Genomic DNA, 13,767 nt, shown 5'->3' with positions numbered 1-13,767 from the left:
TGTCTAGTAAGAGATTTCAACTTCTTTTTTCTGATTGTCTATCTTGTAATTAATATCCATGGATTTGGATATAATATCAAGTGCCTTTTCCAACGATTTATTTGAAATAGTACCTGAAAAGCGTAATTTCTGTATATCTGAATTTTTATAAATAATGCGAATATCAAACTGTCTTTGAATTTCTTCAAAAACACTTTCAAGAGTAGCATTAGAGTATTTGAACAACCCTTTTTGCCAGTTGGGTTGCTTTTTAGCATGAGCATTGGTGACGAAGCCACCGTTTTTATATTCAGCTTCTTGTCCTTTGGTTAATATCACCTGATTTCCTTCATTGTCTTTTACAGCCACTTTTCCGGTATAGCAGCTTACGACCCACTGCTGTTTTCTCGCTAAAATATTAAAACTGGTTCCTAATACAGTTACCGTACCCATTTCGGTATTGACTTGGAAAGTCTGCCCCTTTTCTACTTTGAAGTAGGCTTCCCCTTTCAGAGAGATATAACGGCCGGCGTTAAAACTCTTTTTGTCATAAGAAATAGAACTACCTGCATTAAGATCTACAGTAGAACCATCAGGTAAGGTAATATTGTTGGTAAAACCATTGCGTGCTGTATCAACATGGTGCTGTGGGACAAAGTTTCTAAAATAGAAATTCACAATGAGCCCTAATACGATGACGGCTGCACCATATTTCCACCAAGTAGTTTTGAAAGATATGGTTTTAGTAGGTGTCTTTGTCTTCGAAATTTTCTGATCGATTTCTACCCATAGTTCTCGCTCCCTTTGAGCAGAGAAATAAGGGTCTTTGACTTTTACTTGTTTTACCCAATCTTTCGCTTTATCAATATTTTCTTTCTCTTCAGGATTATCTTTAAGGTAATTATTCCAATAATCCTCTTTAGATACATCTCCTAACACCCAGGTGACGAAATCTTTGTTCTCTATATATTTATCAATTGCAGACATCTTATTATCAGTGAGGTATATTCAGTAAAGAGCTATAAAATTGATTTGTACTATATTTCGTTGAAAAAACTTTCAATTAATTTTCCAACGACTAATAAAAGTAGAGGGTCATCCATGTTATTTCTCATTTTCTTCAACGCTGAAGCTTGAACATTTCTGACGGATTGATTACTGATTTGCATGATTTCACTGACTTCTTCCGGAGAGAAACCATTATAAAATCGGAGGTAGATCACTTCTTTTTGTCTTCCAGAAAGTGTCTCTAGACACTCTAAAAGCTTATCTTTTGTAATTTGATCTGTTTCAGAAGAGATGATTTGTTCTTCCATTGTGAAAGTAACATCAAAAGTATCTTCTGGTACTTCTTCAGTGACGGTAGTTTTGGAGTTCTTTTTTACTTTTTCATAAATACTCCTTTTTAGAGAGACCATCAAATAGAGTTTTACATTGTCTGTATCACCCAAAGAAGAACGTTTTTCCCAAATTCTAAGGAATAAATCTTGAACGCAGTCTTCTACTAGACTTGCGTCCTGACAAAAATGATAGCCGTATTTGTACAATAATTTTATGTATTGATCATAAAAATATTTGATGGCTGATGCATCATTGTTTTCCTTTAATTTTTTCCAATATTGAAGATCCTGTGACATTTAGTGAAATGGAACTAAGATAGAGTAAAAAATACTTGAAGTATAAAATGCTGTAAGAGTTGTGTTTGCTTACTAAAAAATAATTCTACACTAAAAGAACTTAAAGCTAAGAGTATGTTTAGACGCACTAGATTTGAAGAGTGAAAATAGCTCATAATAGCATCAAGAGAACATTTATTGAATAGAAAATTATAGTGTCACCTTCTACTAAATGAATAAACTCAAGTTCTGAAATGATGAATTTTCAACAAAAGAGCAGTTCCAAACATGCTCTAAGTTAATCAAATCTTTTATCTATAAACAATAAAAGATGATTTCTAATGTAAAGAAAGTAGCCTTATTGACCATTAGAACTTAGTAAAGGGTAGATGAGATAAACCTCCTATCCTCATGTGAAGATAGGGGGTAATCGTATCTAATTTATCTATTCGTTTGATAAAGCCTCAAAGATATGACATATTTTGAATTGAAAAAGTGCAATTCTTTTAATTATTTAAAAGCATTGTAAGTGAGTGAGTATTCATTTTAGTTATTTGTAATACTTAAAACAGGTTCGTTATATCGAAATCGGAAAAAAATGTAGCTATTTTATTGAAATCGGAAAATAACATTGTTTAGAGTTATTCTTAATAGTATACTTGCGTTGTTATTTAAAATTAGTCTAAATAAAGCAAATATAATATAAGCTGTATGATACAACGTATCTTACTTCTTTTCTGTTCACTACTCCTATCTGTCTCTTCAATCTATAGCCAAGATAAAGTAATCGTTTCTGGAAAAGTAATTGACACTCAAACAAACAAAGGTATTCCCTTTTGTACGGTCCAGTTAAAAGACCTAAGAAAAGGAGGCTATACAGACGCAAATGGTCATTTTAGATTGCCTAAGGTACCACTTGGACCACATGAATTAGTAGTAACTCGTACAGGGTACACAACCTATTCACAAAATATCAATGTCACAAATTCAGGTATATCTAATATAGTTATTTCATTGTCAGAAAGTGAAGTAAAGTTAGATGAAGTCATGGTGATTGGGGAGTCTGAAAAGACTAAAATGGAGAAACAGGGTTTTGCTGCTGAAAAGATCACAACAGAGGAAATAGCAGTACAATCTGTAGAATTGAATAGTCTTTTAGATCAGTCTGCAGGTATTACTGTAAGAAGAGAAGGGGGATTAGGTTCTAATGCGAAGTACAGTATCAATGGATTGAGTGGTAATGCAGTGAGAATATTTATTGATGGAGTTCCAATGGAATACTTTGGTTCATCTTATTCATTAAATTCATTGCCTGTCAATTTAATTGAAGAAATAGAGGTTTATAAAGGTGTCGTACCTGTAGAATTAGGATCTGATGCTTTGGGAGGTGCAGTTAATATTAAAACGAAAGCAACTAATAAAACTACCTTAACAGGATCTTATTCTTTTGGTTCTTTTAATACACATCAAGCTTCATTGAATGGTAGCTACCGCAATAAAAAAACAGGAATAACAGCTCGAGGGTCGGTTTACTACAATTATTCTGACAATAACTACAAAGTGTGGGGCAATGAAGTATTTGTTGAAGATCCAGAAACTTTAGAGCCGATTCGAGTAGTAGCAAAACGTTTTAATGATGCTTACGAAGCACATGGAGCAAAGTTAGATCTAGGATTTACAGATGTGAAATGGGCGGATCAGTTTTTTGTTAGTATGGTCTATTCTGATATGTATAAAGAAGTACAACATGCTGCTACAATGATAAAAGCCTATGGAGAAAGGCATTTTAAACAATCAAACTTGGCACCTAGTATAAGCTATCAGAAAAAGAATCTTTTAACAAAAGGATTAGAGGTGAGTTTGTATACTTCGTATGTTAAAAATAATAGAGTGACAGTTGATACCACCAAGAATGTCTATAATTGGTTTGGAGAAATTACTCGACGAAAAACTACAGGTGGAGAAGCGGGTGATACTCCTGTTCATAATATTACGAATGAAGGTACATGGATTAATAGAGCGAATGTTTCCTATTCATTGAATGATAATAACGTGCTCAATTTCAATGCTGTTGTTTCAGATTATAAAAGAACTGGATATAGTGAATTTTATGATCCTGAAAATGATAAAAGCAATGATTATTATAAGGTCATGAAATCAATACTAGGCCTATCATATTCTAACACAGCAATAAATTCACGCTTGAGATCAAATATATTCGTAAAATCTTATGGCAATGATGTAAATATATTGATCCATAAATATGAAAATAATTCATACACACCTGAATATAACAGTACTTCTGATGTAAAATACAGTTATGGATTAGCGACAAGCTTTGATCTATTGAAGAAGCTGACTATTCAATTCTCTGCTGAACAAGCGGTAAGATTACCTGAGCCAGATGAATTATTTGGTAATGGTGCACAAAACGGAAAAGCGAATTTAGATCTACTACCTGAGATCAGTAAAAATATCAATGTAGGATTACGCTATGGAGAAGTCTATTTTGGACAGAATAGCTTAACACTTTCAACGAATTTTTTCGTGAGAGATGTTGAAAATCTAATCCAACGTGAAACACAGCCACAAGGAAATCAAGATATGTTTATATATTCCAACTTTGGTGAAATACTTTCAAAAGGGGTGGATTTTCAAGCAAATTATGAATACGGAACTAATCTAGAAATTTCTTTTGCTGGATCTTATAATGACACTCGCTATTGGTCTGACTATGACATAAAGGGTAATATTAATCATTATAAGGGTGCAAGATTAAAAAATATGCCATACCTACAGTTCAATTCAAGTGTTAGATATAATCTGAGTAAACTGATCAAAAATAAAGGAGACCTCACAATGTATTACAACATGAGATACATTCATGAGTATTACCGTCATTGGGAAACCTTCGGAGATGCGAATAAGGATATGATCCCTACACAATTTGTCAATGATATTGGAGTGTCTTGCCGTTTTCCTAAGAATAAATTAGCAGTTAGCATGGACTTGAAGAATATATTCAATGAACAAGTCTTTGACAACTTTGCAATTCAACAACCTGGTCGTAGTATCTTCTTTAAGGTAAACTACACGATCTTATAATAATAACAATCAACTTTTCGTACTAATGAAACTTTCAAACTTTTCAAAAGTTGCTGCAGTGATGTCAGCATTCTCTTTAATGGTTGCAACGTCATCATGTGATGTAAATGATGAAGTATCTAATCTAATTCCAGAAAATCCAATTGAGGATAATCCAACAGTATTTCACGTTGCTGCTGATGTTACTGATCCTGACGAAAGTGTGGTAGTGTATATGCAACCAACTACAAATATTTCAGCAGATACTTCTCTTTCTTTCTTTGGCAATGGCTATGAAATGGATGGTACGCGTTCTGCAAGAATTACAACTGCCGGCGGTTATGTTTATAACCTTGATTACGGTGGGGGTATGATTTACGAATTAGAGTATAATGGTGAAAACAGTTATACAAAAGGTAAAGAGATCAGTGTAGAGTCATTATTAGGTTTATACCCAAGATTTGCAGCTGTAAATGATGGTACTAATGACTTTATCCTTGTTCATAATGTAGTGTCTGTTACTGATGAAGCGACAGATAGTAAGCAAGTAACACTTCAAGTAATGAGATTAGCGGTTCCTGGTTTGACATTCAACAGAGAAACTGATTTTGTAGAGCATGATTTAGGTACTTTTGCTGTAGGTGAAGATTATGTATTCAGAGTGGATGCTCCTGCAATATTAGGTGGTAAATTATTCTATGGTACTGGATATAGCGTAGTAGGCGAACCTCGTGGAGGTCGTGAGCCAGAAGCATTAGCTACTATTGCTTTAGATTGGGCTGATTTAAGCAACCCTACCATTGTTACTTCTGATGCATCAATTGGTGATACTTACGGTTACAGAGCAAAATCTATCCACGTTTACGAAGATTACGCATACCAAATCAACATGACTACTCAAGGTTCTGACGTTGTTATTACAAGATTAACAAAAGAAGGTGTGTATGATGATGCTTATGTATTCAACATCACTGATAAATTAGGAAGAGGTAAAGGTAGTATTGGTGCAATCAACTGGCACCACGTTGGAAATGGTAAAGGATATGTTGCTCTAGATAATACAACTATCGAAGACGATAACTCATATGAAATCGCTTACATTGATGTAGTGGCTAAAACTGTAGAAGTAATGGACGTTCCTAAATCTGATATGTGGTACTACCAATCAGGTGTTGTTGAAGGTGATAAATTCTATATGGCAATCAGCCCAATTGGTGAAGATGCTTACATCTGGGAGTTTGACGGTGCAGAAGCAACTAAAGCTGCTCAACTTGATGGCGGTAATATCTTCGTTCAAGGTATTTATAAATAAGGTTTTTAAGTTGATGATCAGTTCATCATGTTAAAAGTCGTTCGGAATATATGAGAAAATGGGGAGGGTAAAGGTCTTTTGATTTTTAGACCTCCTTATTCTTTTTTAAACTTAAAATAATAAGATGAAAAAGCTAGTAATATTATTAATGGCAACAACACTCTTTTTTTCTTGTTCAGAAGAAAAAGGAAGAAGAGGAATAGACTTCGATAAATTGAAAGGTCAATTGCAGTTGACAGAAGATCAAGTAGCAAAATATGATGCAATTGTCACTAAAAGTGAAGAAGAGAGAAAACAACAATTTGAAGAGATGAAAGCTTCAGGTAAAATGAACCGTAAAGGTTTTATGAAAATCATGAAGACTTCATTCAAAAAACAAGAAGAAGAATTACAAGCTTTCTTAAGCGAAGAGCAACAAGTGTTGGTCCATGAGTTTATGAAAAGAAATATGCCAGGACAATCTGATTATTCTGATGAGTTGAAGGCTGAAGTGATTCAAACATTGGCATTAGATTCAGCTCAAACAGTAAAATACAAAGCAGTAAATCAAGCTTTTACAAAAGCCTACAGAGATGCACATGACCACTACCATGGCAATGGTGAAGCTGCTAATATGTACTGGAATCAATTCAACGAAGACCGTAAGGCTGCTCTTCAAAAAATCTTTACGGTAGAGCAATACGCTCAATATTTGGAGTTGATCAAAAAGGAAAGCTACAGAGGTCAAAACGAGAGAGGATAATGCGCCTGAAAAAATCCTTATTCAGAAAAAGAAGAAAAAAGGAATCTCTTTTTAAATACATCATGTCCGTGTCACATTTGTGGCTCGGACTTTTATCAAGTATAGTAGTGTTTGTCGTTTGTCTTTCTGGAGCAATGTATTCCTTCAAAACACAAATTTCAGAACTGTTAAACTATGACGTGGTCTTCAATACTGAAGCAAATCACTCAAATTGGGTAAAACCGGAGACGATTAAAATAAATTTTCTAAAAGAAAAAAAGCAAGTCACAAGGATGATCTACCCCAGTGATTTCTCAAGAAATGTAATGGTCTTTTTCCATGATCTTGAAGAAGACTTTGATGGGCACTATTATGTACACCCTTCTACCGGAGATATTGTGGGAAGCAATGCTCAATCAACAGGAGCATTTTTTGATTTAATGAGAAGTATTCATAAAAATCTATTACTGGGTAAAATTGGAAATCATCTGGTGGGTATATCGATATTGATTTTTGTAGTACTACTGATTTCTGGGTTGATATTGTGGTTTCCTTCGAATAAAAAGCAATGGAAAAAAGGCTTTCAGATCAAATGGTCTGCTAAACTACCGAGAGTAATTTATGACCTTCACAATACATTAGGTTTTTATACTTTTCTATTACTATTATTTATTTCCATTACGGGGTTATATGTTTCTTACGCATGGGTAAAGAGTGCGGTAGTCGTTTCTTTGGGGGGACAACCCGTATTGAATGCTTCAAATGCTGATGCCATGAAAAGTGAACTGTCCAATGTGTTTGCATCTTTTTTGGAAGAATCAATGGATAATCAAGTTGAAAAAGAAAAGCAGCAGGTAGATGTTTCTTTAAACCAACTGATCGAGGACAGTAATCGAAGATTGCCTTACAAAGCGATCACGACAATTCAACTGCCAACGGATGATAATCCCCATTACCAAATTACTAAAGTCAAACAAGAAAGTATTTTTTCGGCAGTTGTACCAGACCATGTAAAATATGGAAAAGATGGTCAATTCAAGAAACTTATTTTGTTTTCTGATCAAAGTATTGCAGATCAATTCATGGAAGTTTCTTTACCACTGCATACAGGTGAAATTCTTGGTCTAAGTGGCATTATTCTTTATTTCGTGGTAACAATGATTGCATGTTCAATGCCTGTTACAGGAATTTTGATTTGGGTTAGAAAATTATAAATAAACACCTTCTGAAAAGACATTGAGTACTTTCTACAACTGTCAACTAAAGAATGATGTACGCGGTGTTAGCTGATATTTAAAAACTTTTAATTGACAATATTTTTTGGAAAACCCTTCTTCAAATCAATGAAGTTGGGTTTCTTTTATTTTTAGGAAATAGATAAAGCATTGGGATTGTTTTGGTTAGGTTGTTTGAGTTCTTACAGCCTTTGTTAATAAGTGAGAATAACATTGTTTGGAATTTTTCTAAATAGTATTCTTGTATTGTTATTTAAAATTGATCTAAATAAAAACCTAATTTAATGTATGATACCTCGTATCTTACTTTTAATAAATATCCTAATTTTATCGACTTCACTAGCCAACGCACAAAATAAAACCAATGTTTCCGGAAGGGTAATAGATTCCCAATCAAACAAAGGAATTCCATTTTGTACTATCCTTTTGAAAGACTTGAAAAAAGGAGGCTATACGGATGAAAACGGCCATTTTACCTTACCTAAGGTACCGGTAGGCGATTACGAACTAGTTGTGACTCATACTGGACATTCTTCCTATTCAAAAAAAATTAATGTATCTGAAAGTGGCATAAATAATATAGTTATCTCTTTATCTGAAAGTGAGGTGAAGCTAGATGAAGTATTGGTAGTAGGTGAGTCTGAAAAGACTCAAATGGAGAAGCAAGGTTTTGCATCGAAGAGAATCGATACTGAAAAAGTAGCCATTCAATCTGTAGAATTAAATACATTATTGGATCAAACATCAGGCATTAATGTTAGACAAGAAGGAGGTTTAGGCTCTAGAACCAAATACAGTATTAATGGTTTGGGAGGAAATGCAGTAAGAATTTTTATTGATGGTGTGCCAATGGAGTATTATGGAGCTTCGTATTCTATCAACTCTCTTCCTGTAAATCTGATTGAATCAATGGAAGTCTACAAAGGAGTTGTTCCTGTAACTTTAGGCTCTGACGCCTTGGGTGGAGCCATCAACATCAAAACAAAAAATGCAAAGAAAAATTCATTAGACTTATCTTATTCGGTGGGTTCGTTCAATACACATCAAGTGGCATTAAATGGTTCTCACAGAAATAAAAAGAACGGATTTACTTTTAGAGGTTCCATGTTTTATAATTATGCTGACAATAATTATGAGGTTTGGGGAAAAGATGTGACGGTTTCGGACCCCAACAATGGCAGAGAATCAGAAGTTAAAGCAAGACGTTTTAATGATGGGTATAAAGCTTATGGTACCAAAATGGATATTGGTTTTACGGATGTAAAATGGGCAGATCAGTTTTTCATCAGTATGGTATATTCAGATATGTACAAGGAGGTACAACATGGTGCCACAATGAATGTTCCTTTTGGTGAAAGATATTATACACAAGGTAATTTGGTGCCTAGTATTAGCTATCAAAAGAAAGATTTTGTAACCAAAGGGTTGGATGTTAGCTTGTTCTCTTCGTATGCGATGAATACAAGAATACTGGTAGATACTACAAAAAACAAATACAATTGGCATGGGGATGTTGAAACCCAAAGACCTGTTGGAGGAGAGATGGGAGATCCAGTTCATTCCACTACTGATGAAGGAACTTTTATCAATCGTTTTAGTGCTTCTTATACCATTAATGATAACAATATCTTCAACTTAAGTGGAATCATCACTGACTATAGAAGAACTGGTTTTAATCGTGAAGCAGGTTTAGGTGAAGACACAAGTAATGATTATCAAAATATCTTTAAGAGTGTAATGGGACTTTCTTATTCTAATACTGCATGGGATGGGAAATTAAGAACCAATGTATTTGCGAAACAATATTCATATACTGTAAATGCACTTTATCATACCTACAGTGGTGGAGAATACCACCCTTTACCAAAGCAATCGAATGATACAAATTACGGTTATGGGGTTGCTTCAAGTTATGATGTAACTGAAAAATTTACTGTACAGTTATCTGCAGAGCAAGCAGTAAGATTACCAATGCCGGATGAGATTTTTGGTAACGGAGCCGAAAATGGTATTTCTAATCTGGATTTAAACCCTGAAGTCAGTAATAACTTAAACTTAGGTTTAAGATATGGAGAAATTTACATGGGAGATCATGCATTGACTTTTTCTACTACTTTTTTCCATAGAAACGTCAATAATATGATTCAAAGAAGTGTCGATACGAAAGGGGAGTATTTCTTTTATGAAAACTTCTCTAAAGTACTATCCAAAGGAGTCGATCTTCAAATTGATTATGATTACAATAGGAAGTTTTACTTTACATTCTCTGGTTCCTATAATGACACAAGGTATAACAACAAGTATACCTCAAAAGGAGAAATAGACCACCTTTATAGAGCTCGTTTGAAAAACCTTCCCTACCTACAGTTCAACACCAATATGCGTTATGATATGACAGAGTTGATCAAATCAAAAGGACAACTACAGGTGTATTGGAATATGAGGTATGTACACGAATATTACAGATACTGGTACCATATTGGAAGCGATAACAAAGATGTGATTCCTACTCAATTTGTAAATGATATTGGAGCGTCCTATCGCTTTCCTCAAAATAAACTGGCAATTAGCTTAGACATCAAAAATATCTTTAACGAACAAGTGTTCGACAACTTTGCCATTCAACAACCTGGAAGAGGCTTTTACTTTAAAGTAAGCTATTCCGTTTTTTAAAAACCTAATTTTCAAAGCATACATAGTATAAATATGAAATTATCAACTACTTCAAAGTTAGCGGGGCTTTTTGTGGCTTCAGCTCTATTTGGATTGACAGCTTGTGATAAAAATGATGAACCTTCTACCGGTGGTGAAGATGGTAGAACAGTATTTCACGTAGCAGCTGATGTGGCAGACCCTGATGGTGATGCTACAGTATTTATGCAACCAACAAAAAATATTGTGGATACGACCTTAACTTTTATCAACAATGGATATCAGATGGAAGGTGTTCGTTCGGCGAGAGTTTTAGCAGCAGGTGGAAGAATTTATAATCTAAACTATGGTACAGGCCAGATTCATGAATTGGAGTATGATGACAACAGAAGCTACAACAAAATTCAGACGGTCAATCTGAGTACTTGGTTAGGAGAGTATCCAAGATTTGGAGCAGTTAGTGATGAATATCTATTAGCACACAATGTTGTTAATACTGCATCTGATGACGAGAGAAGCATTACAGTTTTTTTACAGGTAGCTAAGGTGGGCATACCTGGTTTAGTTTTCAATTCTGAAACAGACTTTGTACAGTATGAACTAGGTACATTTACTGTGGGTGAGGATTATGTATTTCGTGTAGATGCTCCTGTTGTGTACGGTAACAAGGTATATTATGGAACAGCATATAGAAAAGTAGGTGAGCCTGATGTAGAAGATACACCTCGCCCTGATGAGTTGGCAACTTTAGTATTGGATTGGCCTTCTTTAGATAATCCACAAGTAACTACTACTCCAGCTTCAATTGGTGATACATATGGTTACAGAGGTACAGCTATGTTTGTACACGAGAACTACGTATATCAAGTGAATATGACCACTGATGGTTCTGATGCTGTAATTACAAGGTTAGATGCTGATGGTAATTATGATTTAAACTATGAATTCAACATTAGAAATGTTTTAGGTAGAAGTGTAGGCTCTGTTCATTTCCATCATGTAGGTGAAGGAAAAGGGTATATCGCTTTGGAAGATATTTCTTTAGGTGCTGAAGTAGAGGATAGATATGAAATGGCTTATTTCGATGTCAATACAAAATCAATTGAGATTTTATCAGAAGTGCCAAAGTCCAATATGTTCTATTACCAAAGTGGTGCAATGGAAGAAGGTGTATTCAACATTGCAGTGAGCCCATCAACCGAAAATGCATATATCTGGCAGTTTGAAGGTACTACTACTGAAAAAGGTGCTCAATTAGATGGTGGTAACATCTTCGTACAAGGTATTTATAAATAATATGTTTTATAGGGAGAGGCTTTTCCTTTCCCTTTTTAGATTTTATCGAAATGAAAAAGTTTCTTTTAATACTAGCAACAGTCTCTGTTTTGTTTTCTTGTGGAAATGAAAAAAAGAGAAGAGGTATAGACTTCACTAAGCTAAAAGCTGAATTGAACCTTTCAGCAGACCAAGAAGAAAAATATGATGCAATTGTCACTTCATATGAAGAAAACAGACAAACGCAGCTTGAAGAATTAAAGGCATCGGGCAAAATGAGCCGTAAGGGGTACATGAAAATAATGAAGACTTCTTATACTAAACAAGAAGAGGCTCTAAAAGCATTGATGAATGAGGAGCAAAAAGAGTTGACGCATGAGTTTGTGAAAAGATATATGCCAGGGCAGTCGGATTATTCAGACGAATTAAAAACAGAAATTGTTCAGACACTAGCATTGGATTCTACACAAGCAGTACAATATAAAGCGGTAAACGAAGCTTTTACTAAAGCATTTAGAGATGCCCACGACCATTATCATGGTAATGGAGAAGCGGCAACAATGTATTGGAATCAATTCAATGAAGACCGCAAAGTAGCGCTTCAAAAAATCTTTTCTGATGATCAGTATGCTCAATATTTAGAGTTAATCAAAAAGGAAAGTTATAGAGGTCAAAACGAAAAAGGATAATGCGTCTGAAACAATCCTTATTCAGAAAAAGAAGAAAAAAGGAATCCCTTTTCAAATATATTATGTCCGTGTCACATTTGTGGCTCGGACTTTTATCAAGTGTAGTAGTTTTTATTGTCTGTTTTTCAGGAGCCATGTATTCCTTTAAAACACAAATAGCAGAGCTGCTCAATTATGAGGTCGTATTTAATTCACAAGAAACAGATGCGAATTGGATTCAACCAGATAAAATTAAAACCAACTTTCTAGAAGAAAATCGACAAGTCACCACTATTATTTACCCCAGTGACTTTTCAAGAAATATCTTAGTAGCTTATCATGATGTAGAAGAGGATTATGATGGTCACTTTTATATACACCCCACATCTGGTAAAATTATAGGAAGTAGTAGCCGATCCATCGGTCACTTTTTCGATTTGATGAAAAGTATACATAAGAACCTATTATTAGGTAAAGTAGGAAATCATATTGTTGGAGTTTCTATTTTAATATTTGTAGTACTGCTAGTCTCTGGTTTGGTTTTATGGTTTCCTAAAAATAAAAAACAGTGGAAACAAGGATTTACTATTAAATGGTCCGCCAAATTGCCAAGAATCATTTATGACCTTCACAATACACTGGGTTTCTACACTTTTCTCCTGTTGTTATTTATTTCTATTACTGGCTTGTACGTTTCTTATGCTTGGGTCAAAAGTGCTGTGGTGGTTTCATTAGGAGGGCAACCTGTACTAAACGAAGCCAATGCGGAGGCTATGAAAAGTGAATTGTCTAATGTATTTGCCTCTTTTTTAGAAGAATCAATTGACAATCAAGAAGAGAAGAAAAAAGAAGCATCCGTCTCATTGAATCAGTTATTAGAAGATAGTAACCAAAGATTGCCTTATAAAGGAATTACTACCATTCATTTCCCAACAGAAGATAATCCCAACTATCAAATCACTAAAATTAAGCAGGAAAGTATTTTTTCAGCTGTAGTGCCTGATCATGTGAAATATGGAAAAGATGGGCAGTTCAAAAAGCTGATCTTATTTTCAGATCAAAGTATTGCCGATCAGTTTATGGAAGTATCTCTTCCATTGCACACTGGTGAAATACTTGGCTTAAGTGGAATTATACTTTATTTCATAGTGACCATGATCGCTTGCTCAATGCCTGTAACAGGTATATTGATTTGGGTAAGAAAACTTTGATTTTGACAGGAACT

10 protein-coding genes are annotated in these 13,767 nt (G+C 34.5%); 8 read left to right on the top strand and 2 right to left on the bottom strand.

Features of this window, described 5'->3' with window-relative positions; translation table 11 throughout:
- Positions 1-3 precede the first annotated feature (3 nt).
- Together PL77_RS30245 and PL77_RS04670 are read right to left on the bottom strand one after the other, a co-directional pair.
- Positions 4-966: a FecR family protein gene (locus PL77_RS30245; RefSeq protein ID WP_052444174.1), complete on the bottom strand. Its 963-nt coding sequence runs from the start codon at positions 964-966 to the stop codon at positions 4-6.
- A gap of 50 nt (positions 967-1,016) precedes the next feature.
- Positions 1,017-1,616, bottom strand: a complete 600-nt coding sequence (locus tag PL77_RS04670) for an RNA polymerase sigma factor (protein ID WP_052444173.1) — start codon at positions 1,614-1,616, stop codon at positions 1,017-1,019.
- 690 nt (positions 1,617-2,306) lie between these two features.
- On the opposite strand from PL77_RS04670, the gene PL77_RS04665 reads away from it, so the two are divergent.
- The 8 genes from PL77_RS04665 to PL77_RS04630 all read left to right on the top strand — a co-directional run bounded on the left by PL77_RS04665 (position 2,307) and on the right by PL77_RS04630 (position 13,753).
- Positions 2,307-4,700, top strand: a complete 2,394-nt coding sequence (locus PL77_RS04665) for a TonB-dependent receptor (RefSeq protein ID WP_052444172.1) — start codon at positions 2,307-2,309, stop codon at positions 4,698-4,700.
- A 25-nt stretch (positions 4,701-4,725) separates the two neighbouring features.
- Positions 4,726-5,991: a hypothetical protein gene (locus tag PL77_RS04660; protein ID WP_044202253.1), complete on the top strand. Its 1,266-nt coding sequence runs from the start codon at positions 4,726-4,728 to the stop codon at positions 5,989-5,991.
- A 124-nt stretch (positions 5,992-6,115) separates the two neighbouring features.
- Positions 6,116-6,733: a hypothetical protein gene (locus PL77_RS04655; protein WP_044202252.1), complete on the top strand. Its 618-nt coding sequence runs from the start codon at positions 6,116-6,118 to the stop codon at positions 6,731-6,733.
- Positions 6,734-6,795: 62 nt separating this feature from the next.
- On the top strand, positions 6,796-7,926 hold the full coding sequence (locus tag PL77_RS30240) for a PepSY domain-containing protein (RefSeq protein ID WP_172665797.1): 1,131 nt from the start codon (positions 6,796-6,798) through the stop codon (positions 7,924-7,926).
- A gap of 309 nt (positions 7,927-8,235) precedes the next feature.
- Positions 8,236-10,620, top strand: coding sequence for a TonB-dependent receptor (locus tag PL77_RS04645; RefSeq protein ID WP_044202251.1), 2,385 nt, complete (start codon positions 8,236-8,238; stop codon positions 10,618-10,620).
- A 33-nt stretch (positions 10,621-10,653) separates the two neighbouring features.
- On the top strand, positions 10,654-11,895 hold the full coding sequence (locus tag PL77_RS04640) for a hypothetical protein (protein WP_044202250.1): 1,242 nt from the start codon (positions 10,654-10,656) through the stop codon (positions 11,893-11,895).
- Positions 11,896-11,945: 50 nt separating this feature from the next.
- Entirely contained in the window at positions 11,946-12,563 is a 618-nt protein-coding gene (locus PL77_RS04635) for a hypothetical protein (protein WP_044202249.1), read from the top strand.
- 62 nt (positions 12,564-12,625) lie between these two features.
- Positions 12,626-13,753, top strand: coding sequence for a PepSY domain-containing protein (locus tag PL77_RS04630; protein WP_172665796.1), 1,128 nt, complete (start codon positions 12,626-12,628; stop codon positions 13,751-13,753).
- Positions 13,754-13,767: the final 14 nt, after the last annotated feature.

It is taken from the genome of Flammeovirga sp. OC4 (genome assembly GCF_000812565.1).
GTDB lineage: Bacteria > Bacteroidota > Bacteroidia > Cytophagales > Flammeovirgaceae > Flammeovirga.
The sequence above is the reverse complement of the archived record's forward strand: the minus strand, read 5'-3'. Positions and strand labels throughout refer to the sequence as shown.